The 25911-nt window shown below is 74.1% G+C and carries 22 protein-coding genes, 1 tRNA gene and 1 other RNA gene; 17 read left to right on the top strand and 7 right to left on the bottom strand.

The genetic code is table 11. From position 1 onward, the window contains the following. Nucleotides 1–10: 10 nt before the first annotated feature. The 3 genes from QSK03_RS19070 to QSK03_RS19080 all read left to right on the top strand — a co-directional run bounded on the left by QSK03_RS19070 (nt 11) and on the right by QSK03_RS19080 (nt 4793). Nucleotides 11–1141 (top strand): acyl-CoA dehydrogenase family protein, encoded by a 1131-nt coding sequence (locus tag QSK03_RS19070; protein ID WP_285655198.1) that lies wholly within the window; start codon nt 11–13, stop codon nt 1139–1141. 75 nt (nt 1142–1216) lie between these two features. After that, the gene (locus QSK03_RS19075) at nt 1217–3394 is read left to right on the top strand and encodes an elongation factor G (protein ID WP_285655200.1); all 2178 of its coding nucleotides are present in this window, start codon (nt 1217–1219) and stop codon (nt 3392–3394) included. A gap of 64 nt (nt 3395–3458) precedes the next feature. Further along, nucleotides 3459–4793, top strand: a complete 1335-nt coding sequence (locus QSK03_RS19080; RefSeq protein ID WP_285655202.1) for an MFS transporter — start codon at nt 3459–3461, stop codon at nt 4791–4793. Between the two features lie 3 nt (nt 4794–4796). Here QSK03_RS19080 and QSK03_RS19085 read toward each other — a convergent pair whose 3' ends face one another. After that, entirely contained in the window at nt 4797–5651 is an 855-nt protein-coding gene (locus QSK03_RS19085) for an NmrA family NAD(P)-binding protein (protein WP_285655204.1), read from the bottom strand. A 151-nt stretch (nt 5652–5802) separates the two neighbouring features. Here QSK03_RS19085 and prfB point away from each other — a divergent pair, with 151 nt between their 5' ends. The 10 genes from prfB to QSK03_RS19135 all read left to right on the top strand — a co-directional run bounded on the left by prfB (nt 5803) and on the right by QSK03_RS19135 (nt 15527). Beyond that, nucleotides 5803–6918 carry a peptide chain release factor 2 gene (gene prfB / locus QSK03_RS19090; protein ID WP_285655207.1) on the top strand — a complete coding sequence of 372 codons (1116 nt, stop codon included), beginning with the start codon at nt 5803–5805 and terminating at the stop codon, nt 6916–6918. A 61-nt stretch (nt 6919–6979) separates the two neighbouring features. Then, nucleotides 6980–7669 carry a cell division ATP-binding protein FtsE gene (gene ftsE, locus QSK03_RS19095; protein ID WP_285655209.1) on the top strand — a complete coding sequence of 230 codons (690 nt, stop codon included), beginning with the start codon at nt 6980–6982 and terminating at the stop codon, nt 7667–7669. Next, a complete protein-coding gene (gene ftsX / locus QSK03_RS19100; protein WP_285655212.1) occupies nt 7670–8566 on the top strand; it encodes a permease-like cell division protein FtsX in 897 nt (298 codons plus the stop codon). Nucleotides 8567–8577: 11 nt separating this feature from the next. Then, nucleotides 8578–9084 (top strand): SsrA-binding protein SmpB, encoded by a 507-nt coding sequence (gene smpB, locus QSK03_RS19105; RefSeq protein WP_285655215.1) that lies wholly within the window; start codon nt 8578–8580, stop codon nt 9082–9084. A gap of 58 nt (nt 9085–9142) precedes the next feature. Continuing rightward, complete coding sequence (locus tag QSK03_RS19110; RefSeq protein WP_285655218.1) at nt 9143–10075, top strand: amidohydrolase family protein; 933 nt, start codon at nt 9143–9145, stop codon at nt 10073–10075. A 51-nt stretch (nt 10076–10126) separates the two neighbouring features. Continuing rightward, nucleotides 10127–10503: a transfer-messenger RNA gene (gene ssrA / locus QSK03_RS19115) on the top strand. Nucleotides 10504–10685: 182 nt separating this feature from the next. Beyond that, nucleotides 10686–12176: a protein kinase family protein gene (locus QSK03_RS19120; protein ID WP_285655221.1), complete on the top strand. Its 1491-nt coding sequence runs from the start codon at nt 10686–10688 to the stop codon at nt 12174–12176. Between the two features lie 265 nt (nt 12177–12441). Next, entirely contained in the window at nt 12442–13725 is a 1284-nt protein-coding gene (locus QSK03_RS19125; RefSeq protein WP_285655225.1) for an MFS transporter, read from the top strand. Further along, the gene (locus QSK03_RS19130; RefSeq protein ID WP_285655229.1) at nt 13722–15341 is read left to right on the top strand and encodes a cryptochrome/photolyase family protein; all 1620 of its coding nucleotides are present in this window, start codon (nt 13722–13724) and stop codon (nt 15339–15341) included. Before QSK03_RS19125 ends, QSK03_RS19130 begins: the two co-directional genes overlap by 4 nt. Before the next feature lie 110 nt (nt 15342–15451). Then, nucleotides 15452–15527, top strand: a tRNA-Ala gene (locus QSK03_RS19135). A 9-nt stretch (nt 15528–15536) separates the two neighbouring features. Here QSK03_RS19135 and QSK03_RS33170 read toward each other — a convergent pair. The 4 genes from QSK03_RS33170 to QSK03_RS19150 are packed head-to-tail and all read right to left on the bottom strand — an operon-like array spanning nt 15537 to nt 17785. Then, nucleotides 15537–16652 carry an asparagine synthetase B family protein gene (locus QSK03_RS33170; RefSeq protein ID WP_352232021.1) on the bottom strand — a complete coding sequence of 372 codons (1116 nt, stop codon included), beginning with the start codon at nt 16650–16652 and terminating at the stop codon, nt 15537–15539. Nucleotides 16653–16712: 60 nt separating this feature from the next. Beyond that, nucleotides 16713–17378 carry a class II glutamine amidotransferase domain-containing protein gene (locus QSK03_RS33175; RefSeq protein ID WP_352232017.1) on the bottom strand — a complete coding sequence of 222 codons (666 nt, stop codon included), beginning with the start codon at nt 17376–17378 and terminating at the stop codon, nt 16713–16715. Nucleotides 17379–17417: 39 nt separating this feature from the next. Continuing rightward, a complete protein-coding gene (locus QSK03_RS19145; RefSeq protein WP_285655232.1) occupies nt 17418–17597 on the bottom strand; it encodes a hypothetical protein in 180 nt (59 codons plus the stop codon). Continuing rightward, nucleotides 17570–17785 (bottom strand): hypothetical protein, encoded by a 216-nt coding sequence (locus QSK03_RS19150; RefSeq protein WP_285655234.1) that lies wholly within the window; start codon nt 17783–17785, stop codon nt 17570–17572. The genes QSK03_RS19145 and QSK03_RS19150 overlap by 28 nt, the downstream gene beginning before the upstream one ends. A gap of 297 nt (nt 17786–18082) precedes the next feature. Here QSK03_RS19150 and ctaD point away from each other — a divergent pair, with 297 nt between their 5' ends. Genes ctaD through QSK03_RS19170 form a run of 4 tightly spaced genes read left to right on the top strand, consistent with a single transcriptional unit; the run spans nt 18083 to nt 22776 of the window. Further along, the gene (gene ctaD, locus QSK03_RS19155; RefSeq protein ID WP_285655235.1) at nt 18083–19840 is read left to right on the top strand and encodes an aa3-type cytochrome oxidase subunit I; all 1758 of its coding nucleotides are present in this window, start codon (nt 18083–18085) and stop codon (nt 19838–19840) included. 53 nt (nt 19841–19893) lie between these two features. Next, complete coding sequence (gene serB, locus QSK03_RS19160) at nt 19894–21159, top strand: phosphoserine phosphatase SerB (RefSeq protein WP_285655238.1); 1266 nt, start codon at nt 19894–19896, stop codon at nt 21157–21159. Between the two features lie 31 nt (nt 21160–21190). Further along, entirely contained in the window at nt 21191–21937 is a 747-nt protein-coding gene (locus QSK03_RS19165; protein ID WP_502872196.1) for a peptidyl-tRNA hydrolase, read from the top strand. Next, on the top strand, nt 21919–22776 hold the full coding sequence (locus tag QSK03_RS19170; RefSeq protein ID WP_285655243.1) for an ATP-grasp domain-containing protein: 858 nt from the start codon (nt 21919–21921) through the stop codon (nt 22774–22776). The genes QSK03_RS19165 and QSK03_RS19170 overlap by 19 nt, the downstream gene beginning before the upstream one ends. 415 nt (nt 22777–23191) lie before the next feature. Here QSK03_RS19170 and QSK03_RS19175 read toward each other — a convergent pair whose 3' ends face one another. Beyond that, a complete protein-coding gene (locus tag QSK03_RS19175) occupies nt 23192–25234 on the bottom strand; it encodes an ATP-dependent DNA helicase (RefSeq protein ID WP_502872191.1) in 2043 nt (680 codons plus the stop codon). A 49-nt stretch (nt 25235–25283) separates the two neighbouring features. After that, complete coding sequence (locus tag QSK03_RS19180; protein WP_285655246.1) at nt 25284–25853, bottom strand: isochorismatase family protein; 570 nt, start codon at nt 25851–25853, stop codon at nt 25284–25286. Nucleotides 25854–25911 lie beyond the last annotated feature (58 nt).

A 25911-nucleotide genomic window follows, 5' to 3' on the forward strand; every position in this document is an offset into this window, starting at 1 on the left:
GCCCCGAGAAGTGTTCTTCGCGCTGACCGACGAACAGCAGGCGTTCGCGGAGACGGTCCGCGACTTCGTCGCCGACCGCTTCGACCTCGACGCCGTGCGGGCGGTGGTCGAGGACCCCGACGGCGACGGGCACCCGGTGACGCTGTGGAAGGGCCTCGCCGACCAGGGCGCCCTCGCCGTCCTCGTGCCCGAGGAGCACGACGGGCTGGGCCTGGGGCTGCTCGACGCCCAGGTGATCGCCCGCGAGCTCGGGCGTGCCGTGGCGCCCGGCCCGTGGACCACGTCCGTGCTCGCCGCCGAGGCCCTGCGGCTGGCCGGCTCGCCGGAGCAGCAGGCCGCCTGGCTGCCCGGGCTGGCCGCCGGCGAGACCGTCGGCACCGTCGCGCTGCGCGGCGAGGCCGGGTCGTGGGACGGCCGGGGGATCACCGTCGACGCGTCCGGTGAGCGCCTCTCGGGCACGGCCTCGCCGGTCGACTACCCCGCGGTCGCCGGGCTGGTCGTCGTCGCGGCGACCGACGCCCAGGGTGTCCCCGGGCTCTACCTCGTCGAGGCCGGCGCCGAGGGCCTGGCGGTCCGCGACCAGCGCACCTACGACGGCACGGCCCGGGTCGGTGCCGTCGAGCTCGCCGACACCCCGGCCGAAGCCCTCACCGGCGGCACGCTGTCCGGCGCGGCGGCCGTCGGCGCCCTGATGGCCCGCGGCGCGGTGCTCACCGCGGCCGACCTCGTGGGCGTCGCGCGCGAGGCGCTGACCCGCACCATCGACTACGACCGCGACCGCAAGCAGTTCGGCGTCCCCGTCGGGTCGTTCCAGGCGATCAAGCACACGATGGCCGACCTGCACGTCGGGGTGACGATGGCCGAGCACGCGGTGCTCTTCGCCGCGCACGCCCTGGACACGAGCGAGCCGGGCGACCCCGGCGCCGACGTCGCGGTGGCCGTGGCCAAGGCGAAGGCCGCGGGCGCCGCGTGGGACGCGACCGGCGCGATGATCCAGTTCTTCGGCGGCATCGGCTTCACCTGGGAGCACGAGGCGCACTTCTTCTACAAGCGTGCCCGCCGCCGGGCGCCGCTGTTCGGCTCGGCGGCCGAGCACCGCGAGCGACTCGCGGTGCTGACCATGGACCAGCCCTTGTCGTGATCTCGGTCACTCCGGTGAACTGACGGTGTCGGCGCGATGGCGCGCCGACACCGAGCCGCAGCCGGGGTGGTCCAGATGAGCGGAACGAAGGCGGGCGACGGCGCCCGGAGAGCACGCAACGGGCGATCGGGGGGTTCGGGGGGCGATCCCGCGCCCGACGACCCGGCCGCCCTGCGCTCGGTCGCGATCGTCGGGCCGATGGCCTCGGGCAAGACGACGCTGATCGAGGAGCTGCTCGCGGCGACGGGCACGATCCCGCGCGCGGGCTCGGTGACCGCGGGGACCACGGTCACCGACCACAACCCGGACGCCCGCCGCCAGCAGCGTTCGGTCGCCCCGTCGGTGGCGTCGTTGACCCACCGCGACATCAAGGTGAACCTCGTCGACACCCCGGGGTGCCCCGACTTCCTGGGCGAGGTCCGCGCGGGCCTGCGCGCCGCGGACGCGGTGCTCTTCGTCGTCGGCACCGCCGACGCCGCGGACGGCGTGGCCGCGCCGACCTCGGCGCTGCTCGCCGAGTGCCGGCGCGCGGGGCTGCCCGCGATGCTGGTGCTCTCCCGCCTCGACCACGCGCGCGCCGACGAGGCCGCCGCGCTGGCCACGTGCCGCGAGGTCGCCGCCGGGTCGGGGGAGGTCCTCGTCCCGGTGACACGCACCGAGCGGGGTGCCGACGGCTCCGTGACCGGGGTCCGCCCGCTGCTCGACCCCGACGGGCCCGACCCGACGGCCGAGGACGACGACGAGCTCGATCCGTCCGGCCTGCGGCGCGAGCTCGTCGAGGCGCTCATCGAGCAGAGCGAGGACGAGGCGCTGCTCGAGAACTGGATCTCCGGGGAGCCGGTGTCGCTCGCCGCGCTGCGCGACGACCTCGCGACCGCCGTCGCGCGGCGCTCCCTCGTCCCCGTGGCCGGCGTGAGCGCGCCGGCCGGCGCCGGGCTGGACACGCTGCTCGACCTCGTCGTCGACGCGGTCCCGCCCCCCACGGCGCACCGGCCGCTGCCCGCCCACGGCCCGGACGGTGCCGGCCACGACCCGGTGCTGCCGGACCCGGACGGGCCCGTCGTGGCCGAGGTGCTGCACACCGGCACCGACGCCCAGGGCAGCCGCGTCTCGCTGGTGCGCGTGTTCTCGGGGCGGTTGCGGCCGGACAGCACGCTGACCGTGTGCGGCGACCCGCTGCGCGTCCCCGCGCCGCGCGACGGGACGGACCCGACGGGCGAGGCGGAAGCGGCCACCGGCGCGTCCCGCGAGACCATCCGCGTCTCCCGCGTGTACGCCCCGCTGGGGGCGACCCTGCGCGAGGTGCCGTGGTGCGTCGCGGGCGACGTGTGCGCCCTGACCCGCCTCGGGGCGGCCGGCACCGGCGACACCCTGTGCGGCGCCGAGGACCCCGTGGGCCTCGACGGCTGGGAGCTGCCCGAGGCGCTGCTGCCCGTCGCCGTCACCGCGGCCGACCGGTCGGCCCAGGACGCGATGGCCCGGGGGCTGGCGCGCCTGGCCGCCACCGAGACCACGCTGCGCGTCGAGCGCAACGAGGACACCCACCAGATCGTGCTGTGGTGCACCGGCGAGGCCCACGCCGACGTCGTGCTCGCCCGCCTCCGGGCGGCCGGGGCGACGGTCGAGGTCACGGACGTGGCGGTGCCCGGCCGGGAGACGGTCGCGGGCCCCGCGTCCGGGCTCGGGCGGCACGTCAAGCAGTCCGGCGGGCACGGGCAGTTCGCCGTCTGCCGCATCGAGATCGAGCCGCTGCCGCGGGGCTCCGGCGTGGAGTTCGTCGACAAGATCGTCGGCGGGGTGATCCCGCGGGCCTACATCCCCGGGGTCGAGAAGGGCGTGCGCGCCCAGCTCGACGCGGGCGTCACGCCCGGCCGGCCCGTCGTCGACGTGCGCGTCACGCTGGTGGACGGCAAGGCGCACAGCGTCGACTCGTCGGACCAGGCGTTCCAGACCGCGGGCTCGATGGCGATCAAGGAGGCCGTCGCCGCGGCGGGCACCGTCGTCATGGAGCGGCTCTACGAGGTCGAGGTGACCGTCGAGGACGCCCAGCTCGGGGCGGTGCTCGGGGACCTCGCGTCCCGGCACGGCCGGGTGGTCGGCACCGAGCCCGGCGAGCCCGGCTCGACCCGGGTGCGCGCGGAGGTGCCCGAGCAGGCGCTGCTGCGCTACCCGGTGGACCTGCGGGCGCTGACGTCGGGCACGGCGAGCTTCACCCGGCGCTTCAGCCGCTACGAGCCCGTCGCGGGCGGTTGATCCCTTCCGGGTGGTCGGTGCGTCTGGCTACGGTCCGCGCACCGACCACCGCAGGGAGTCCGCGATGACGCAGAGCCCGTCGAGCACCACCGGCAGCACCGCCGAGCCGTCACCGGCGGAGGTGCGCCGGGTCGCCCTCGCGAGCCTCGTGGGCACCACCATCGAGTGGTACGACTTCTTCATCTACGCCGCCGCGGCGGGGCTGGTGTTCTCCCAGCTGTTCTTCACCGCGCTCGACCCGAGCACCGCGCTGCTCGCGTCCTTCGCGACCATCGGCGTCAGCTTCGTCGCCCGCCCGGTGGGCGGGATCCTCGCGGGCCACCTCGGCGACCGGGTCGGGCGCAAGAAGATGCTCGTCGCCACCCTCCTGGTCATGGGCCTGTCGACGACCGGCGTCGGCCTGCTGCCCACCTACGCGTCCATCGGCGTGGCGGCGCCGATCCTGCTGCTCGCGCTCCGCCTGCTGCAGGGCCTGTCGGCGGGCGGCGAGTGGGGCGGGGCCGCGCTCATGGCGGTGGAGCACGCGCCGCCCGGACGCCGCGGCTTCTTCGGCACCTACCCGCAGATCGGGGTGCCGCTCGGGCTGATCCTCGCCAACGTCGTCTTCCTCGTGGCGTCGTCGGCGACGAGTCGCGAGCAGTTCCTCGCCTGGGGCTGGCGCGTCCCGTTCCTGCTCTCGATCCTGCTGGTCGGGGTGGGGCTGTTCGTCCGGGCCCGGGTCAGCGAGAGCCCGGTGTTCACCCGGCTGCGCGAGCAGCGGGCCCGCCGCTCGGCGCCGATGCTCACGGTGCTGCGCGACCAGCCCCGCGCCCTGCTGATCGCGATCGGGCTCTTCATCGCCAACAACATGATCGGCTACCTGCTCATCGCCTTCATCACCTCGTACGGCACCCGCACGCTGAAGCTCTCCAGCACGACGATGCTCGCCGTCGGGATCGTGGGCGCTGTCGTGTGGGGTGTCGTGATCGTGTGGGGCGGCGCGTGGTCCGACCGCGTCGGCCGCAAGCGCGTCTACCTGATCGGGACGATCGCCCTGCTCGTCTGGTGCTTCCCGTTCTTCCTGCTGCTCGACACGGCGTCGCTGCCGCTCATGCTGCTCGCCGTGGCCGGGCTCGGCGTCGGGCTCGGGCTCACGTACGGCCCGCAGGCCGCCGCGTACGCCGAGCTCTTCCCCGCCGACGTGCGCTACAGCGGCGCCTCGTTCGCCTACGCGCTCGGCGCGATCATCGGCGGCGGCTTCGCCCCGCTGGCCGCCCAGGCACTCATCGGGGCGACGGGCACCTCGCTGTCGGTGTCGGTGTACATGGTGGTCGTCTGCCTGATCACCCTCGCCGCCGTGCTCGCGCTGCGCGAGGGGACGCCGGCCGAGCGCGAGGCGTTCGTGCTGGGCGAGACCTGACCCCTACGCCGCGGCCGTGAACGCCGCGGCGTGGTCGCGGGCGAAGGCGAGCACGTCGGTCGCCGGCCGGCCGGTGATCCGCTCGACGGCCGGGTCGACGGTCGCGGCCTCGCCCCGGGCGTAGTGGGCGTAGTCCTCGACCAGGCCCTCGAGCTGCCACGGCGGCAGCGCGCCCGCGAGTGCCGCGGCGAAGGCGGCCGGCGGGACGTCGTCGAAGGCCACGGGGCGGCCGGTGGCGGCGGCCAGGGCCTCGGCGATCTCCGGGTGGGTCACCGGGCGCGGCCCGGTCAGCGTGTACGTCGCCTCGGCGTGGCCGGGCTCGACGAGCGCCGCGGCGGCGACGGCACCGATGTCGCGGACGTCGACGGCGCTCACGGCCGCCCCGCCGATCGGGGCGCCGAAGCGCCCGCGGTGCGCGATCGGGCCGGCGAAGGCCAGCAGCCCCTGGAAGAACAGGTTGGGCCGCAGCACCACGCGCTCGATCGGCAGCGTGGCGAGGTGGGCCTCGACCGCGGCGTGCCAGCGCAGGAAGCGCACCGGGGAGTCCGGGGCGGCGGCGTACTGGGACAGCACGACCAGCCGCCGCACGCCGGCGGCGACGGCCGCGTCGGCGAACCGGACCTGGTGCTCGGCGGCCTGCTCGGAGGACGAGGTGACGAGGTAGGCGGCGTCGACGCCGTCGAGGGCGTCCCGCACCGCGCCGGTGTCGTCGAGGTCGGCGACGGCCGTCGCCCGCCCGGGGAACCGCCGCGCCTGCTCCGGCGTGCGGATCATGAGGCGCGGCGTGACGTCGGTGCCCAGCGCGGCGAGGGTCGCGGCGCCGGTGGCGCCCGTGGCGCCGGTGATCAGGACCTCCATGACGGTCTCCTCCGAGATCGGTGCTCCGTTGCGAGAGCAATGCTCTCCGAATTGAGGATGCATGCGCCGGCCCGCCAGCGCAAGAGCACTGCTCTCGGTTCGCGCCTCCCGTGTCGGCGGTGCCGCCGCACCGGGCGATTACGCTGGGGGAGTGGACGACGCGACCGCGACCGAGCTGAAGGACCTCGCCGCCTCCCTCGACAGCGTCGAGGCGGCGATGGACCTCGAGGGTCTGCGGCGCGAGGTGGCCGAGCTCGAGCAGCAGGTCGCGGCGCCGGACCTCTGGGACGACGTCGAGACCGCGCAGAAGCTCACGAGCGCGTTCACGCACAAGCAGGCCGACCTGCGCCGCGCCGAGTCGCTGCGCTCGCGGCTCGACGATCTCGGCACGCTCTACGAGATGGCCGACGAGTCCGAGGGCTCCGACGCCACGGAGCTGCGCGGCGAGGCCGACGAGGAGCGGGGCTCGCTGAAGGCCGACGTCGCGTCGTTCGAGGTCCGCACGCTGCTCTCGGGCGAGTACGACGAGCGCGACGCGCTGGTCACCGTCCGGGCCGAGGCGGGCGGCGTCGACGCGGCGGACTTCGCCGAGATGCTGCTGCGCATGTACCTGCGCTGGGCCGAGCGTCACGGCTACCCGACCGAGGTCTACGACACCTCCTACGCGGAGGAGGCCGGCATCAAGTCGGCGACGTTCAAGGTCTCGGCGCCCTACGCGTACGGCACCCTGAGCGTGGAGCAGGGCACCCACCGGCTCGTGCGCATCTCGCCGTTCGACAACCAGGGGCGGCGCCAGACGAGCTTCGCCGGGGTCGAGGTGGCGCCGGTCGTCGAGTCGACCGACCACGTGGAGATCGACGAGAAGGACCTGCGGGTCGACGTCTACCGCTCCAGCGGTCCCGGCGGGCAGGGCGTCAACACCACCGACTCGGCGGTGCGCCTGACCCACCTGCCGACCGGCATCGTCGTGAGCTGCCAGAACGAGCGCTCCCAGCTGCAGAACAAGGCGACCGCCATGACGGTGCTCGCCGCGAAGCTGCTCGAGCGCCGCCGCGCCGAGGAGCGCGCCCTGCTCGACTCGCTCAAGGACTCCGGCTCCAGCTGGGGCAACCAGATGCGGTCCTACGTCCTGCACCCGTACCAGATGGTCAAGGACCTGCGGACCAACCACGAGACCTCGCAGACCAGCCAGGTGCTCGACGGGTTCATCGACGACTTCCTGGACGCCGGCATCCGCTGGCGCAAGCAGACGGAGTCCGCGGCCTGACGACCCTGACCGCCCCGACCCCGGCCGGGGAGATCACGGGCCGTCAGTAGCATCACGGACCGTGATCCGGCTGGAGAACGTCTCGAAGGTCTACCCGACCTCCACGCGGCCGGCCCTCGACGACGTCAGCGTGGAGGTCGAGCGGGGCGAGTTCGTCTTCCTCATCGGCCCGTCCGGTTCGGGCAAGTCGACGCTGCTGCGCCTGCTCCTGCGCGAGGACCTCCCCACCGGCGGCAGCGTGTGGGTCGCCAACTGGAACGTGGGCCGGCTCGCCCGACGCCGGGTGCCGCGGCTGCGCCAGCGGATGGGCTGCGTGTTCCAGGACTTCCGCCTGCTGGCGAACAAGACGGTCGCCGAGAACGTCGCCTTCGCGCTGGAGGTCATCGGCAAGCCGCGGCACACCATCCGCACGGTGGTGCCCGAGGTCCTCGACATGGTCAACCTCGCCGGCAAGGCCGACCGGATGCCCGCGGAGCTCTCGGGCGGCGAGGCCCAGCGGGTCGCGATCGCGCGCGCGTTCGTCAACCGGCCCCTGGTGCTGCTGGCCGACGAACCCACCGGCAACCTGGACCCGGAGACCTCGACGGGGATCATGACGCTGCTCGAGCGGATCAACCGCACCGGGACGACGGTGCTCATGGCCACGCACGACCGCCAGATCGTCGACAGCATGCGCCGGCGGGTCGTCGAGCTGTCGTCGGGCAAGCTCGCCCGCGACGACGACCGCGGCGTCTACGGAGTGGTCCGCTAGATGCTGTTCGTCTGGCGCGAGGCGCTCGTCGGGCTGCGGCGCAACCTGACGATGACGATCGCGATGATCATCACGACGGCGATCTCGCTGGGGCTGCTCGGGGCCGGCCTGCTCGCGGTGCGCACGATCGACCGCACCGAGGACCTCTACTACTCGCTGATCGCCGTACAGGTGGCGCTCGACGAGCCGACGAGCGCCGACGACCCGGACTGCTCGACGCCCGTGTGCACCGACCTGCGGCGCGACCTCGAGGCGAACCCGCTGGTGGCGTCGGTGGAGTACGAGAGCCGGGACGCGGCGTTCGCGCGCTTCCAGCGCATCTACGCGGGCCAGTCGATCCTGCAGCTCGTGCGCCCGCAGAGCCTGCCCGCGACCCTGCGCGTGACGATGAACGACCCCCTGCGCGGCGCCGAGATCGTCGCTCAGTTCACGGGGAAGCCCGGGGTCCGCAACGTCGTCGACCAGCGCAGCACGGTCGCGGACCTGTTCTCGTTCCTCGGCAGCGTGCGCAACGTGACCTTCGGGCTCGCGGTGGTGCAGGCCGTCGCCGCGCTGCTGCTGATCTCGAACACCATCCAGCTCTCGGCGTTCACGCGGCGCACCGAGGTCGGGATCATGCGCCTCGTCGGCGCCACACGCTGGTACACGCAGGTCCCGTTCCTCATCGAGGCGATCGTCACCGGCGTCGTCGGGGCCGTCCTCGCGACGGGCGGGCTCGTGGCCGGGAAGGTGTTCTTCCTCGACCGGCTGCTGTCGGGACGCCTGCTCGCCAACACGATCCCGCCGATCGGGATGACCGACGTGCTCGGTTACGTTGGTCCTGTTCTGGTGGTGGTCGGCGCGGTGATCGCCACGGCCACGGGGTACGTGACCCTGAGGTTGTACGTCCGCACGTAGAGGAGGTTGTCGTGGCCAAGACACTGCCGAACAAGGCCAGCAGCAACCGCCCGGACGAGCGCCGCAAGGTCGTCGCGACGAACCGCAAGGCGAAGTACGACTACCAGATCCTCGACGTGTACGAGGCGGGGATCGCCCTGCAGGGCACCGAGGTCAAGAGCCTGCGCGCCGGGCACGTGTCGCTGAACGACGCGTTCGCCACCGTCAACGACGGCGAGGTGTGGCTGCGCGGCCTGCACATCCAGGAGTACGACTTCGGCTCCTGGACCAACCACGAGCCGCGGCGCGTGCGCAAGCTGCTGCTCCACAAGTCCGAGATCGCGCGCCTGGTCGGCAAGACGCGCGAGACCGGGCACACCCTCGTCCCGCTCTCGATCTACTTCAGCGGCGGCAAGTGCAAGGTCGAGCTCGCGCTCGCCCGCGGCAAGGCGAAGCACGACAAGCGCGAGGCGATGGCCGAGCGTGACGCCAAGCGCGAGGCCGAGCGGATCGTCGGTCGGCGGATCAAGGGGTGGTGAGCCCGCGCCGGGACGCGGAGCAATGGGAGGAGCACGCCGATAGGGGGAGCCGGACCTCATGAATCGGGACCCGCTGGGGTCGCCGCCGATCGACGACGCGGACATCCCCGCCTGGGTCGCGTCGACCGGGGTCGACGGACTGGTCGACCTGCACGTGCACTTCCTGCCCGACCGGATGCTGCAGAAGGTCTGGGCGTTCTTCGACCGGGCCGAGGACCATTACGGCCGGCCGTGGCCGATCCACTACCGCGAGCCCGAGCAGACCCGCATCGACCTGCTCCGCGGGTTCGGGGTACGGACGTTCGCGCCGCTGGTGTACCCCCACAAGCCCGGCATGGGCGAGTGGCTGACGTCGTGGGCCCTGGAGTGGGCGGCCGAGGTGCCCGAGGCGGTGCCGACCGCGACGATCTACCCCGAGGAGTCGGTGACGACCTACCTCGGCCAGGCCCTCGAGGCCGGGGCGCGGGCGGTGAAGGTGCACGTCCAGGTCGGCGACTTCGACCCCCGCGACCCGCGGCTCGACCGCGCCTGGGGGCTGATCGCGGAGGCCGGCGTGCCCGCGGTCGTCCACTGCGGCGACGGGCCGCGGCAGGGCACGTACACGGGGATGGACGTGTTCACCGAGGTGCTCGAGCGCCACCCGCGGCTGACGGCGGTGATCGCCCACGCGGGGCTGCCGGAGTACCACCGGACGCTGGAGCTGGTCGACCGCTTCGAGAACGTCCACCTCGACACGACGATGGTCGGGACGCCCTACACCGAGGAGTTCGCCCCGGTGCCCGGCGACTGGCCCGCGCGGCTCGCCGACGTCGCCGACCGTGTGGTGCTGGGCACCGACTTCCCGAACATCCCGTACGGCTACTGGGAGCAGCTGGCGGCGATCGCAGGCTGGGCAGCGGCCGACGACCGGCTCGGCGCGTCGTTCCTGCGCTCGGTGCTGCACGACACTCCCGCCCGCCTGCTCTCCGGCGGCCCGACCCCGGTGGGATGAACCGGGCGCCGGTCGGCGTTATGATCGTGGGCCCGCACCGCGCGGGACCGAGGGGGTGACTGGTTTCGACTCCGAGTGGTTCATCAGGAGAAGCGTGCCGAGGAAGGCGACGATGATCTCGTTAACCATGCGTCGCAAAGAAATAAGCGCCGAGAGTTCTCAGCGCGACTTCCAGCTCGCTGCCTGAGTAGCGGGTAGGGAAGTCTGTCGGCCCGGGTTCGTCACCGGCCCGGTCGCCGGCATCAGCTAGGTGACTCCACCGTCGGACCCGGTCGCGGGGTCCGGCGGGACACCTCACAGCGACTGGGATCGTCACACCGGCCCGTCCGCAGGCCCGGTGGATCCGAGGAGAGACGAGGCGGACTGCGCACGGAGAAGTCCTGATTGCTGATCGGAGGACCCGGGTTCGATTCCCGGCACCTCCACCACGTGGGGCCAGGGGCCCGGGAGCGGCAGCTCCCGGGCCCCTCGACTTTCGGAGGATGGATCTCGTCCTTTCGGCTGGTCGGCTGTCTCCGATAGGCCGGTCGACTGAGCGTGACTTCAGGCGCTACCGTGATCCCCCGTGCTCACTCGTCCGGTGGAGCACGACCAGGTGAGGGGGTGCGACGTGGCGACGGAGCCCGACGCGGCGTCCCCGGACACCCCCGCCACTGGCGTCCCGACGGGCGACGCTGCCGCCACGGTCGGCCCAGGACCGGGGACGCAGAGTGAGACCCCGGGCGCCGTCGACGCCGCCACCCGTGGCCTGGACGCGGTCCTCGGCCGCGAGGTCGCGATGGTCACCCTGCCGCCCGTCCGGGGCGAGGACCTCGTGGTGCGCACCGAGCAGGTCCGCCGTCTCGCCGGGCTGCACCACGCCCACCTCGTCGAGGTGTTCGACGTCGACGGGCTCGCCGAGGGCGCCGAGAGCACGCTGGTGCTCCAGAGCGTCGCCGGGCGACCGCTCGACCCCGCGGCCGACCGCGCCGGCTGGTCGCCGCTCGCGCTGGCCGAGATCGGCGCCCAGCTCGCCTCCGCGCTCGCCCACGCCCACGCCCGCGGCGTCGTGCACGGCGGGATCGGGCCCGCGAGCGTCGTGGTGGGCGGCACGCCGGGCGCGCCGTACGCCTGGCTCACCGGCTTCACCGCGGCCCTGCGCCCCGTCCCGCCGACCGACCCCGCGGTGCCGGACGCCCGCCCGCCGCACCCCGGCGACGACGTGGCCGACCTCGGTCGCGCCCTGCTCACGCTCCTCGACCACCGCGTGCCCGGCGCGCCGGCGCTGGACCAGGAGCTCGCTGACATGGCGGCCGGCCGGGTCGCGGCGCGCACCGCCGCCGAGTCGCTCGCCCACGTCGCGGAGGCGCTGCGCCACGTCGACGAGGACCAGACCGGCATCGTCCCGCTCGTCGTGCCCGGGGGTGGCGCGGAGGCCGCCTCCGACGCCGTGACGACCGACGCCGCCGGCCCGGCCGTGTCGCCGCCCGTCCCCGTGTCGCCGCCCGTCCCCGCGCCCCGCGCCGCGCCGGGCGCCCCGGCCGCGGGGACGGCGGGCGCCGCCGGGACTGCCGGGACCGCTGGCACCGCTGGCACCGCGGTCGGCGACGGGGGCGGTCGCCGGTCGCGGCGGGCGCGCCGCGCCGGGCGCAGCGTGCAGTTCGCCGCCCTGGGCGGCGCCGCGATCGCGCTCGCGGCCGCCTCGGGGTTCGTGCTCTGGGCCACCGAGGGGCCGGGCACGCCCCAGGAGGTCGGCGTCTCCGGCCTCACCACCCCGGAGCGTCCCGCCGGTCCGCCGGTGGCGGTCGCCCCGCCCGCCGGGTCGTCGAGCTCGACCGGGTCCTCCGACGACACCGCGTCGTCGTCGGACGACGAGGGCGACGACACCCCCGTCCGCGACACCACGACCCGCAGCCCGATCACGAGCGACGTCACCACGCGCCCGGTCCCGACCGTCGCGCCCGTGCCGTCGACCGTCCCGCCCACGGTGCCCACCACCGCACCGACCACGGCGCCCACGCAGCCCACGACCGGCCCGACCACGGACCCCACCACCGGGCCGACGACGACCACCACGCCTCGCGGCGCCGCCCGCAACGGCGCCACGCTCGCCGCGCCCTGATCTTCCGGCGCGCGTCGAGCCGGCTCCCGAGGGAGCGAGGGTCACCTTCGCTGCGTGGGACGCAGTCAGGGCGTCCCTCGCTCCGCAGACCGGGGCGCGCCGCGAGGGAGCGAGGGTCACCTTCGCTGCGCAGGACGCAGCCAGGGCGTCCCTCGCTCCACCCGGACCCGCCGTCCCCGGAACCCGCACCGGCGCGCACCCTCGCGGAGGGGCAGACTGCGAGGTGGCCCCCGGACCCCGAGCGCGAGGAGCCTGACGAACCCCCATGGGTGCCGCACCGCAGCGGGACCACGCGTCCGGCGACCCCTCCTGCGGCCCGGAGGGTGAGGCGCCGGCCCCCGCGACCATGCCGTGGGAGGTCTGGGCGCTGCTCGCGGGCAGCTTCCTCGTCGCCGCGGGCTACGGGATCGTCGCGCCGGCGCTGCCGGTGTTCGCGCGCAGCTTCGGGGTCGGTGTCACGGCCGCGTCGGCGGTGGTCAGCGCGCTGCCGGTGATGCGGCTGCTGTTCGCGCCCGTGAGCGGGCGGCTCGTCGCGCGCACCGGCGAGCGCACGATGTACCTCGCCGGGCTGCTCGTGGTCGCCGCGTCCACCGGCGCCTGCGCGCTCGCGACGAGCTACACCCAGCTGCTGGTCTTCCGCGGGCTCGGCGGGATCGGGTCGACGATGTTCACCGTCTCCGCGTTCTCGCTGATGTTCCGACTCGCCCCGGAGGGACGCCGCGGCCAGGCGAGCGGGCTGTTCACCGGCGCGTTCCTCCTCGGCGGGGTCACCGGCCCGGCGTTCGGCGGCGCCCTCGTGACCGTCGACCTGCGCGCGCCGTTCGTGGTCTACGCGCTCGCGCTGGTGCTCGCGACGCTCGTCGTCGGGGCGCTGCTGGCGCGCTCCCGGCAGGTGGGCGTGCAGCCCCCGGACCCGGGGACGACACCGCTGACGATCGGCGCCGCGCTGCGCCTGCCGACCTACCGGTCCGCGCTGGTCTCGAGCCTCGCCACGGGGTGGGCGGTGCAGGGGGTGCGCGTCGCCCTGGTGCCGCTGTTCGTCGCCGTGGCGCTGGGCCGCCCGCCGATCTGGGCGGGCATCGCGCTCACCGTCTTCGCCGTCGGCGACGGCCTGGTCCTGCTCGCCACGAGTGGCCTGTCCGACCGGCGCGGCCGTCGGCCCGTCGTGATCGCGGGCCTCGCGCTCGTCGTCGTCGGCACGGCCTCGCTGGCCGTCGCGGGGATCGGCGGCACGGCGGGTCTCGTCATCCTGCTCGTGGCCTCCGCGATCGCCGGGGCGGGCGCCGGGCTCCTCCAGCCCGCGCAGGGGGCGGCCGTCGCCGACCTCGTCGGCTCCCGGCGCAGCGGGGGACCGGCGCTGTCGGGCTTCCAGATGGCCGCGGACGTCGGGGCGATCATCGGCCCGATCGCGGCGGGGGCCCTCGCCGAGAGCGCGTCGTTCCCGGTCGCGTTCGCGCTCAGCGCGGGCGTCGCCCTCGTCGCCCTGATCGCGTGGGCGCGCCGTGGCAGCGGTTCGCCCGTGGGGGAGGCGGGCACCCGCCGCGCATGAGCAGCAGCGTTCCCGCCGGTGTCGAGGACACCTACACCGAGGCCGTGGACGCCGCGCTGGAGGAGGCGGGCGCCGCGCCCGACGCGCCGCTGTGGGTGTTCGGCGACCAGCTCGGGCCCGCGGTGCACGCGCTGCCCCAGCACGCCGAGCGGGAGGTCGTGCTCGTCGAGTCCGCGGCCGTGCTGCGCCGGCGTCGCTACCACCGCCAGAAGCTGCACCTCGTGCTCTCCGGCATGCGCCACCTCGCCGACGAGCTGGGCGACCGCGCCACGTACCACCGCACCGAGACCTACCGCGAGGCGCTGGAGAAGGTCGGCCGCCCGGTCGTCGTGCACCAGCCCACCTCGCACACGGCCGTCGAGTTCGTCGACCGCCTGCGCAAGGACGGGCTGGTGGCCGCGGTGCTGCCGCCGACCACGTTCGCGCGCCCACGAGCGGAGTTCGAGGCCTGGGCCGGAGGCGGCACGGAGCATCGGAGGGAGCACGCCGAGAGGGGAGCTGCCGCGCCGAAGGCCGGACACAGCGACTCGTTCACGATGGAGACCTTCTACCGCAACCAGCGGCGCCGCTTCGACGTGCTGATGGACGGCGAGCAGCCGGTCGGCGGGAAGTGGAACCTCGACCACGACAACCGGGAGTCGCCGCCCAAGGACGCCGGGACGCTGGGCGTGCCGGACCCCTGGTGGCCGACCGAGGACGAGATCGACGCGCAGGTGCGCCGCGACCTCGACGACATGGACCTGCCGACCGTCGGCGAGGACGGGCCGCGGCTGTTCGCCGTGACGCCCACCGAGGCGCGGAAGGCCCTGCGGCGGTTCATCGACCACCGCCTCGACCCGTTCGGGCCCTACGAGGACGCGATCCTCGCCGGCGACCCGTGGATGGCGCACTCGCTGCTCTCGGTGCCGCAGAACCTCGGCGTGCTGCACCCGCTCGAGGCGGTGCACGCCGCGGAGCAGGCGTACCACGACGGCACGGCGCGGCTGAACTCCGTCGAGGGCTTCGTGCGCCAGATCCTCGGCTGGCGCGAGTACATCTGGCACCTCTACTGGCACTTCGGGAAGGGCTACTCGCGGCGCAACGAGATGGACCACCGCACGAAGCTCCCGTCGTGGTGGACCGAGCTCGACGGCGACGGCGTCACGGCCGCCTGCCTGTCGGAGACCCTCAACGGGGTGCGCGACCGCGGCTGGGTGCACCACATCCCGCGCCTGATGGTGCTCGGCAACCACGCGCTGCAGCGCGAGTACCGCCCGAGCGCGCTGTCGGAGTGGTTCACGACGTCGTTCGTCGACGGCTTCGCCTGGGTGATGCCGCCCAACGTCGTCGGCATGAGCCAGCACGCCGACGGCGGGCAGCTCGCGACGAAGCCGTACGCCTCGGGCGGGGCCTACATCAACAAGATGTCCGACCACTGCGGCGACTGCGCCTTCGACCCCAAGGTGCGGGTGGGGGAGAAGGCGTGCCCGTTCACCGCGGGCTACTGGCAGTTCGTGCACCGTCACCAGGACCGCCTGCGCGGCAACCAGCGGACCGCCCGGGCCGTCGCGACGATGGATCGGCTGAAGGATCTCGACGCGGTCCTGGAGCAGGAGCACGGGCGCCGGGACTTCTGACCCCGTACGCGAGCGAACTCCGGTGCTATCGCCCGGAAGTTCGCTCACGTACGGGGGCCGCACCCCCCGCCTCGGACAGCGGCCACCGGCGTGTAACGTTGCTTCGCGTTGGGGCTGTGGCGCAGCTGGTAGCGCATCACACTGGCAGTGTGAGGGTCAGGGGTTCGAGTCCCCTCAGCTCCACCAGGTCTTCTCTCAGACCAGGTCGAGGACCGGATCGTGCTGGTCCAGCCAGATCTGGAAGTCGAGCAGTCGCTCGATCGCCATCCGCGAGCCCGGGTCGATCTCGTCGGCCGGGCGCGTCGCCACCGATCCGGCCAAGCCGCGGTGGATCAGCTCACCGAGCCGGGGGTCGCCGGTGTCGAGGGCCTCGCGCACCTGGTCCTGCACCTTCAGGACGTAGCCCCGGTCCTGGCTGCGCGGGTAGGGGCTCTTGGTGCGGGCCGTGATCGACGCCGGGAGGTAGCGGCCGACGGCGGCGCGCAGCACGCTCTTCTCCCGGCCGTCCGCCGTGTGCAGGGCGCGGGGGATGTCGTAGGCGAGCTGGGCGAGCCGGTGGTCGCAGAACGGCACGCGGACCTCCAGCCCCACCGCCATGCTCATCCGGTCCTTGCGGTCGAGCAGCGACGTCATGTTGTAGGTCATGTGCAGGTGCGGCTGCTGGCGCCAGCGCCGGTCGACCTCGGTGTCGTCGGGGTGCACGGGCGCCGCGGCGACCGCGTCGTGGAACGTCTGCTCGGCGAAGCCGGGGATGTCGAGGGCGGCGACCAGGTCCGGCGGGCCGTACGGGCGTTCCTGGCGGGCCTGGCCCATCGTGGCGTGCAGCCAGGGGAACGCCGGCGCCGCGGTGATCGCGTCGTCGTGGAACCACCAGTAGCCGCCGAACAGCTCGTCGGCGCCCTCACCGGACAGCGCCACCGTCGAGCGCTCGCGGACCGCGGAGAAGAGCAGGTAGAGCGACATGTCCATGTCCCCCATGCCCACCGGCATGTCGCGGGCACGGACCGCGGCCCGGCGCACGGCGGGGTCCGAGAGCGCGCTGGGGTCGAGCACCACGTCGCGGTGGTCGGTGCGCATGTGGGCCGCGGCGTCGGCGACGAACGGCGCGTCGGCGCTCGTGTTGTGGCGGTCGGCGCGGAAGTTCTCGGTGTGGCCCAGGAAGTCGACGGCGAAGCTGCGCACGTCCTCGCCGTGTGCCCGTCCGCGCTCGGCGGCGATCCCGGTGATCGCGCTGGAGTCCAGCCCGCCGGAGAGCAGCGTGCACAGCGGGACGTCGGACACCAGCTGCTCGTCGACGATCTCCTCGAGCAGCGCGGTGGTGCGGGCGACCGTCGCGGGCCCGTCGAGCTCGTGCCGGTGCGCCTCGAGGGCTCAGTACTCGCGCGTCCGCAGCCCGGCGCGGTCCAGGCGCAGCGCGTGCCCCGGGCGCAGCTCCCTCATGCCCTCGAAGACCGCGACGCCGGGCCGCTTGATGCCCGAGTAGATCTCCCGCATACCGTCCAGGCCGACCACCGCGACGGTGTCCGGGTGGGCCAGGATCGCCTTGGGCTCGGAGCCGAAGACGATCCCGTCGGCGGTGGGGTAGTAGTACAGCGGCTTGACGCCGAGGCGGTCGCGCACCAGGAGCAGGGTCTCGGTGCGGGCATCCCAGACGGCGAACGCGTACATGCCCACGAGCCGGTCGACGATGGCCTCGCCCCACTCGAGGTAGCCGCGCAGCACCACCTCGGTGTCGCTGCGCGTGGTGAACCGGTGCCCGCGCCCGGCCAGCTCGGTGCGCAGGGCGGCGAAGTTGTAGGCCTCGCCGCTGTAGGTCAGCGCGACGTCGCCGTCGGGGGTGGGGGCCACCATGGGCTGGGCGCCGCCGGCGACGTCGATGACGGCGAGCCGGCGGTGGCCGAGCGCGGCGTGGGCGTCCGCCCAGGAGGCGCCCGCGTCGGGGCCGCGCTCGCGCAGCCGGGAGGTCATGTCCTCGACGACGCCCGGTCGGCAGCGCACGTCGGTGTGGAAGGACACCCATCCGGTGATGCCGCACATGCTCGTTCCCCTCGCCGAACGTGACTAGCGTTCGCGAAGTTATCGGGTGTAACTAAAGCTATCAAGCATCGCGATGGCGCCGCAGTCCGGGCTCAGGCCCTCCAGCACGGCGGGCCGCCCGATGTGCCGGCCGAGGCCGAGCAGCCCGTCGACCAGCCCGGCGGGGTCCTCGGTGCCGCTGGTCGGCCAGGTCAGGCGGCCGGTGAGGTGGCGGGACACCGCGACGGGAGTGCGGGGCCTTCGGTGACCGCGTGGACCGCGACGCCCGCGCGCCCGAGGCTGCGGACCACGCCCAGGCCCCCGTGGTGCAACGGACAGCGCCCGACCTTGAGCAGGAGCGCCGGCACGTCGCGATCGAGATCCACCCGCCCGGGTTCCGCCGCCCGGGCGACGGGTGACACGGCCATGCGGCTCCTCGTGATCGGGTGTGCGCGGAGTGTCCCCCATGTCCGTCTCAGCTCCGCCGTCAGGGTCCGGACGGGTCACCCGGACGGAGCACGGCGCGGCGGCGGTGTGACGCAGGGCTCGTCCGACGGTGCGCGCGGGTCTCCCCGGGCGCCGCCGCGCCGGGCCTACGACCGATCGTCGTTTGAGGCCTCACCCGGCGAGCCCCGGGCCCGCGCGGCGGTTACGATCCCTGCGTCCGCAGAAGCGGCCCGACGGCCGCCGAGGTGGAGGAGACGCACCGTGAGCAGGAGGCCTTCGTGACCGCCGTCGCACCCAAGCCGATCGCGACCACGCCGTACCCGGCGCGGGAGTCGAAGCGGGGGTCGTTCGTCGGGCGGATGCTCAAGACGACGGACCCCAAGGACATCGCGATCCTGTACCTGGTCACGTCGTTCGGGTTCTTCCTGGTCGGTGGGCTCATGGCGCTGCTCATGCGCGCGGAGCTCGCCCAGCCGGGGCTGCAGATCCTGTCGGTGGACCAGTACAACCAGCTGTTCACCATGCACGGCACGATCATGCTGCTGCTGTACGCGACGCCGATCCTCTTCGGCTTCGCCAACTACATCGTCCCGCTGCAGATCGGCGCGCCGGACGTCGCGTTCCCGCGGCTCAACGCCTTCTCCTACTGGCTCTTCCTCTTCGGCGGCATCATCGTGGTCTCCGGGTTCTTCACCCCGGACGGCGCGGCCGCGTTCGGCTGGTTCGCCTACACGCCGCTCTCCGACGTCGTGCACTCGCCGGGCCTCGGCGCCGACGTCTGGATCGTCGGCCTGGTCGTCTCCGGTCTCGGCACGATCCTCGGCGGCGTCAACTTCGCGACGACGATCGTCTGCATGCGCGCGCCGGGCATGACGATGTTCCGGATGCCGATCTTCACCTGGAACATCCTCGTCACGGTGATCCTGGTGCTGCTGGCGTTCCCGATCCTCACGGCCGCGCTGCTCGGCCTGGCCGCCGACCGGCACCTCGGCGCCCAGCTGTTCGCGCCCGAGGCGGGCGGCGTGATCCTCTGGCAGCACCTGTTCTGGTTCTTCGGGCACCCCGAGGTCTACATCGTTGCGCTGCCGTTCTTCGGCATCGTCACCGAGATCTTCCCGGTGTTCAGCCGCAAGCCGATCTTCGGTTACAAGACGCTGATCTACGCGACGCTGTCGATCGGCGCGCTGTCGGTCGCGGTGTGGGCCCACCACATGTACGCGACGGGCGCGGTGCTGCTGCCGTTCTTCTCGTTCACCACGTTCCTCATCGCCGTGCCGACCGGCATCAAGTTCTTCAACTGGATCGGCACGATGTGGAAGGGGCAGCTCACCTTCGAGACGCCGATGCTGTTCTCGGTCGGCTTCCTGGTGACCTTCCTCTTCGGCGGCCTCACCGGCGTCCTGCTCGCGAGCCCGCCGCTGGACTTCCACGTGTCCGACTCGTACTTCGTGGTGGCGCACTTCCACTACGTGCTCTTCGGCACGATCGTGTTCGCCACCTACGCCGGCATCTACTTCTGGTTCCCGAAGATGACGGGCCGGATGATGGACGAGCGCATCGGGAAGTTCCACTTCTGGATGACCTTCATCGGCTTCCACATGACGTTCCTCGTGCAGCACTGGCTGGGCAACGAGGGCATGCCGCGCCGCTACGCCGACTACGCGGCCACCGACGGGTTCACCACGCTGAACACGATCTCCTCGATCGGGGCGTTCATCCTCGGGGCCTCGACGCTGCCTTTCCTGTGGAACGCGTTCCACAGCTGGCGCTACGGGCGGCCGGTCGAGGTCGACGACCCGTGGGGCCACGGCAACTCGCTGGAGTGGGCGACCTCCTGCCCGCCGCCGCGCCACAACTTCACCGAGCTGCCCCGCATCCGCTCCGAGCGCCCGGCGTTCGAGCTGCACTACCCGCACCTCACCGAACGCATCCGGCTCGAGGCCCACGTCGGCGGCGGGCACGAGAGCATCGGTGAGGCGGCCGCCGGGCAGACCGGCCAGGAGCACCTCCCGGGCTCCGACCCCCGGAACAAGTGACCCGGGCCGTTCCCGACGACCCGTCCGACGACGCGTCCCTCGAGGTCCCGTCCGTGCCCGCGGACGTCCCCTCGCTGGACGGGCTGGCCCCGGAGGCGGCGCCCGACGCGGTGCCGGTCCTCGTGACCGTCACCGGCCCGGACTTCCCGGGGGTCAACGCGGCGCTGTTCGCGGTGCTCGCGGAGCACGAGGCCGCGATGCTCGACGTGCAGCAGGCGACGATCCACCGGCGGATCACGCTGTCCGCGCTCGTCACGCTGCCCGGCGACCCGGCGCGGCTGGAGGCGGCCCTCGAACTGACAATGCCGTCGCTGGGGCTGTCGGTCACGGTCGAGACCGGCGGCGAGGCGTCGGCAGTGCACCCGTTCTCGAGCCACGTCGTCCTGGTGCTCGGGCGCCCGATCACGGCCGCGAACTTCGCGGAGGTCGCCCGCGGGCTCGCCGCGCTGCGCGTCAACATCGACCGCGTCCGGCGCATCGCGGACTACCCGGTGACGGGGCTCGAGCTGCGGGTCTCGATGCCGGCCGACGAGCCGCCCACCGACGTCGCGCTGCGCCAGGCCCTCGCGGCGGCCGGCCGCCGGGCCAAGTGCGACGTCGCGGTGCAGCGGGTGGGTCTCGCGCAACGCACGAAGCGGCTCATCGTCTTCGACGTCGACTCGACGCTGGTGCAGGGCGAGGTCATCGAGATGCTCGCCCGCCGCGCCGGGGCCGAGGACGAGGTCCGGGCGATCACCGAGGCGGCGATGCGCGGCGAGATCGACTTCGCGGAGTCGCTGCACCAGCGCGTCGGGACGCTCGCCGGGCTGTCGGTGGGGGCGCTCGACGACGTCGCCGACGAGCTGGAGCTGACCCCTGGCGCGCGGACGACGGTGCGCACGCTCAAGCGTCTCGGCTACCGCTGCGGCGTCGTGTCCGGCGGCTTCACCACGATCATCGACCGCCTCGTCGAGGACCTGGCGCTCGACTTCTCCGCGGCCAACGACCTCGAGGTCGTCGACGGCCGCCTGACCGGGCGGGTGCTCGGCCAGGTCGTCGACCGCGCCGGCAAGGCCGAGGCGCTGCGCCGCTTCGCCGACGAGGCCGGCGTGCCGCTCGAGCAGACGGTGGCCGTGGGCGACGGCGCCAACGACCTCGACATGCTGGCCGCGGCCGGGCTCGGGGTGGCGTTCAACGCCAAGCCGGTGGTCGCCGCCGCCGCCGACACCGCGCTGTCGTACCCCTACCTCGACGCCGTGCTGTTCATCCTCGGGATCACGCGCGACGAGATCGAGGTCGCCGACGCCGCCGAAGGGCTGCTGCGCCGGGTCCCGCTGTGACGGTGCCGCGGTGACGTCGCTGGTGCCCGAGCTGAGCGCGCTCGTCCCGCTGGCGGCGCGGGTGTGCCCGTGGCTGGTGGACGCTCCCGCGCCGGAAGCCGACGAGCCGGAGGACGGCGTCGTGCGTGCCATGACGCTCGTCCTGCGCCTCGAGCGCGACGCGCCCACCCGCACCGCGGTCCTCGAGGCGGCCGCCGCGGCGTCGCTCGCGCTGTGCCTCGACGAGCGCGCGGCGCCCGAGGGCCCCTGGTACGACGCCGTGGCGACGTGGGCGGGCGCGGGGCGCATCCGCAAGCTCACCCGGCGGGCGCGCACGGCGCACTGGCGCGCCGTGCAGGAGTTCGACGGCGTGACGGCCGGCGAGCTGGTGCGCGCGCTGGTGCCGGGTCCGGTCGACGACGTGCCCCACGAGGTCCGCCGGCTCCAGATCGGCGGCACCGACCTCCCGCCCGACGAGCCGGGCCCGCCGCCGGCCGGCGTCCCGGTGATCTGGCTGAGCCCGGAGGTCGAGCAGACCGTGGGCAAGGCGGCCGCCCAGGTCGGACACGCGAGCATGATCCTCGCGACCGTCCTCGCCGCCGAGGGCGGCGACCCGGCGCCGGCCCTCGACGCGGCGGTGCGCCCGGCGGCCCGCGACGACTGGGCGCGGTGGACTGGCGCGCTCGCCGCCGACCCCAGCGGCCGGAGGGCCTGGGAGTCCGACGGGATCGTGCCGGTGCGCGACGCCGGGTTCACCGAGGTGGCGCCGGGGACGGTCACGTGCGTGGCGAGCCGATGAGCCGGGTCCTGGTCGCCGGCTCCCGTGTGCGCAGCGAGCGCTCCGACGCCGAGACCCGCCCGCTGATCGCGGCGCTCGCCGAGCGTGGCGTCGACGCCGACGACGCTCCGTGGGACGACGACACCGTCGACTGGGCCGGCGCCGACCTCGTGGCCGTGCGCACCACCTGGGACTACACCGAGCGCCGCGACGCCTTCCTGTCCTGGGCGGGGCAGGTCGACGCCGCCACCCGCCTCGTGAACCCCCGCGCCGTCCTGGAGTGGAACAGCCACAAGCGGTACCTGGTGGAGCTCGCGGAGGCGGGCGTCCCGACGGTGCCGACGACGCTGCTCGCCGCGGGCTCGCCGGTGCCCGACGACCTCGGCCGCGGCACCGTCGTCGTCAAGCCGGCGGTCTCGGCCGGCGGGCGGGGCACGCACCTCGGCCGCCCGGACGACCTGCGCGAGACCGTCGCCGACCTCCTCACCGTCGGCGACGTCCTCGTCCAGCCGGCCGTGGAGAGCATCGGGCGCGACGGCGAGGTGTCCCTGATCCGCCTCGGCGACGCCTGGTCGCACGCGGTGCGCAAGCTCCCGGCCGCGGGCGGCTTCCTCGTGCACGAGAAGTACGGCGGCGAGCTCGCCGACCACACCCCGACGACCCGGGAGGTCGAGGTCGCCGAGGCGGCCCTGGCCCGCGCTCCCGCCGCGGATCTCGTCGCGGCGCGCGTCGACCTCGTGCGCCTCGACGGCGAGCCCGTGGTCATGGAGCTCGAACTGATCGAGCCCGAGCTCTTCCTCCGCCGCGCCCCCGACGCCCCCACCCGCCTCGCCGACGCCCTCCTCGCGCGCCTGCGGTAGTTCGAGCAATGCGGCTTTCCTGGCGTGTGACGCCAGGATCGCCACACGCTCGCCACGACGACACGCCGGTTCCTTCCCGGGCTCGCGCGGCTCGGGTGGTGCCAGCCTGGCGTCCACGCTGACGCCGGACGTCAGGAGACCCACCACGATCACCCCGCGTCGGGCCGAGGGGGCGGGCTCTCGGATCCGCGAGCCCGCCGCGGCGCGGCCGGGTCAGGACGATCTCGATGGCAGTGGGTCCCGGCCACCCGGCGTCTCGACGTCCGATGGCGGCTCGGCGTGTCGGGCCGGCGAGGCTGTGGCGATCCTGGCATGAGACGCCAGGAAAGCCGCATCGCTCGTACATCCCATGATCAGCGGGCCGGGACGCGCGGTGGCGCACCGAGATCGGCCGGCCGGTGTTCCCACGGGCTGATCAGGCGTCCCGCAGCCGCTCCAGCGCCCCGCGGACGACCGCCGGGTCCTGCGTCGACCAGAACGGCGGCAGGGAGCCGCGCAGGAACCCGCCGTACTGCTTGGTGGCCACGCGGGAGTCCAGCAGGGCGACGACGCCGCGGTCGCCCGTCCCGCGCAGCAGCCGTCCCGCGCCCTGGGCGAGCAGCAGCGCGGCGTGGGTCGCCGACACCGTGAGGAACCCGTTGCCGCCCCGCGCGTCGACGGCGCGCTGACGTGCCGAGACCAGGGGGTCGTCGGGTCGCGGGAACGGGATGCGGTCGATCATGACGAGCGACAGCGACTCGCCCGGCACGTCGACGCCCTGCCACAGCGACAGCGTCCCGAACAGCACGCTCTCCACGTCGGCGGCGAACTTCGTCACCAGCGTCCCGGTGCTGTCGTCCCCCTGGCAGAGCACCGTGCCGTCCCACCGGCCCCGCAGGTCCTCGGCGGCCTGCTTCGCCGCGCGCATCGACGAGAACAGCCCCAGCGCCCGTCCGCCCGCGGCGCGCACCAGGCCCTCGATCTCGTCGAGCATCGCGGGGGAGAGCCCGTCGCGCCCCGGCGGCGGCAGGTGGCGGGCGACGTAGAGGATGCCGGCCTTGCCGTGCGCGAACGGCGAACCGACGTCGAGCCCGTGCCAGACGAGGTTGGTCGCGGGGTCGTTGCCGTGGCCGGAACCGTCGTCGGGAGGAGCCGGCTCGGTGCCCCCGGCGGGCAGCCCCCACTGCCGGGCGAGGGCGTCGAACGACCCCCCGAGCGCGAGCGTCGCCGACGTCAGCACCACCGTCGAGCGCCCGAAGAGCCGCGACGCCAGCAGCCCGGCCACCGAGAGCGGGGCGACCGCCAGCGTGCGGGTCGTCGTCGAGTTCCGCTCGGTCACCGCCAGCCACACGACGTCCGGACGCGTCGCCGGGTCCTCGCGGTCGAACGCGGTGAGCAGGCGCCCGGCGACGTCGTGGACCTCCTCGACCAGCGCCAGCGCGAACTTGCGGTTCGTCGCCTCGTCGTCACGGCCCTTTTCGCGATCGGGACCCAGCGCCTGGCGGCACGACCAGGACGCGTCGCGGATCGCGCTCAGCATCCGCCCGACGCCCTCGGGCATCCGCTCCCAACGGCCGGGGACGGCGTCCTCGAGCACCGTGTCGAGGCCCTCGCCGGCGTCGAGCAGGGCGTCGGACAGCGCCTGGTCGACCAGCTTGCCGCACCGCCGTGCCGCCGCGGTGACCGTCGCGGCCGTCAGCTCGCCGGTGGCCACCGACGTCACCCGGTCGACGAGGTTGTGGGCCTCGTCGACGACCACCACGTCGTGGTCCGGGAGCACCGCGCGGCCCTCGATGGCGTCGATGGCGAGCATGGCGTGGTTGGTGACGACGATGTCCGCGGCGCCGGCGGCGTGGCGGGCGTGCTCGGAGAAGCAGTCCTCGGCGACAGGGCAGCGCGCGGCCCCCAGGCACTCGCGGGCGCTGACCGACACCTGCCGCCACGCGCGGTCGGTGACGCCGGGGACGAGCTCGTCGCGGTCGCCGGTGGTCGTCTGCTCGGCCCACTCGTGCAGCCGCGTCACCTGGCGGCCGAGCGCCGAGACCTGGAACGGGTCGAACAGCTGCTCGTCGACGGGGTCCTCGGCCTGCGCGCTCGACTCGATCTTGTGGCGACAGAGGTAGTTGGCGCGGCCCTTGAGGATCGCGAACGTCGGCGCGCGGCCCAGCACCGGCTCGAGGGCCTTCGCCAGCCGCGGGAGGTCGCGGTCGACGAGCTGGGTCTGCAGCGCGATCGTGGCCGTCGCGACGATCACCGCCTGCTCGCCGGAGAGCGCGTGCCGCACCGCCGGGACGAGGTAGGCCAGCGACTTGCCCGTGCCGGTGCCCGCCTGGACCGCGAGGTGCTCGCCGGTGCGGAGGGCACGTTCGACCGCGGCGGCCATGTCCTGCTGTCCCTCGCGCTCGCTGCCGCCCAGCGCGGAGACCGCCGCCGCGAGCAGTTCCGCCACCGGGGGCGGCCCGGTGATCGTGTCTCCCACGACAGTTCAGACTACGGAGAAGCCCCCACGGTTCCCTCGCCGACGCGACTCAGCGCGGCGACCCGGTCAGCGTGACGCCGGCGCCGGCCATCTCCTGCTGCGCGCGGGCGGTGGTCTCGGGCAGGACGCCGGCGGTCAGGTCGAGGAGCACGGTGGTCGCGAAGCCCTCGCGCGCCCCGTCGAGCGCGGTGGCGCGCACGCAGTGGTCGGTGGCGATCCCGACGACCTCGACGGCGTCGACACCCCGGGTCCGCAACCACGGGGCCAGCAGGTGACCGTCGGTGGCCCGGCCCTCGAACGCCGAGTAGGCGGCCTCGAACCGGCCCTTGGTGAACACCTCCTCGAGGTGCTTCACGTCGAGGTCGGGGTGGAACGCCGCGCCCGGGTGTCCGAGACGGCAGTGCGGCGGCCAGGTGTCGACGAAGTCGGGCGTCGAGGAGAAGTGGTCGCCCGGGTCCTCGTGGTAGTCGCGACTCGCGACGACGTGGGCGTACCGGCCGGCTGACGTCCCGAGGTACGCGCTGATCGCCGACGCGGTCGCCGCCCCGCCGTCGACGCCCATCGAGCCGCCCTCGCAGAAGTCGAGCTGCACGTCCACCACGATCAGCGCGGTCGTCATGGCCCGAGCCTACGAGCGGGCCGGATTCACCCCACTCGCACGGGTGGCCTGCCTGGAC

It is taken from the genome of Actinomycetospora sp. NBRC 106375, assembly GCF_030269665.1.
Classification (GTDB): Bacteria; Actinomycetota; Actinomycetes; order Mycobacteriales; family Pseudonocardiaceae; genus Actinomycetospora.

Coding starts and splice junctions, on each gene's coding strand:
- QSK03_RS33175 (WP_352232017.1), bottom strand. CDS start 17,378: ATGTGCGGCATCACCGGATGGGTGTCCTTCCACACCGACGTGCGCTGC.
- QSK03_RS19130 (WP_285655229.1), top strand. CDS start 13,722: ATGAGCAGCAGCGTTCCCGCCGGTGTCGAGGACACCTACACCGAGGCC.
- QSK03_RS19085 (WP_285655204.1), bottom strand. CDS start 5,651: ATGGAGGTCCTGATCACCGGCGCCACGGGCGCCACCGGCGCCGCGACC.
- QSK03_RS19110 (WP_285655218.1), top strand. CDS start 9,143: ATGAATCGGGACCCGCTGGGGTCGCCGCCGATCGACGACGCGGACATC.
- ftsX (WP_285655212.1), top strand. CDS start 7,670: ATGCTGTTCGTCTGGCGCGAGGCGCTCGTCGGGCTGCGGCGCAACCTG.
- QSK03_RS19080 (WP_285655202.1), top strand. CDS start 3,459: ATGACGCAGAGCCCGTCGAGCACCACCGGCAGCACCGCCGAGCCGTCA.
- QSK03_RS19180 (WP_285655246.1), bottom strand. CDS start 25,853: ATGACGACCGCGCTGATCGTGGTGGACGTGCAGCTCGACTTCTGCGAG.
- QSK03_RS19150 (WP_285655234.1), bottom strand. CDS start 17,785: ATGGCCGTGTCACCCGTCGCCCGGGCGGCGGAACCCGGGCGGGTGGAT.
- QSK03_RS19075 (WP_285655200.1), top strand. CDS start 1,217: ATGAGCGGAACGAAGGCGGGCGACGGCGCCCGGAGAGCACGCAACGGG.
- QSK03_RS19125 (WP_285655225.1), top strand. CDS start 12,442: ATGGGTGCCGCACCGCAGCGGGACCACGCGTCCGGCGACCCCTCCTGC.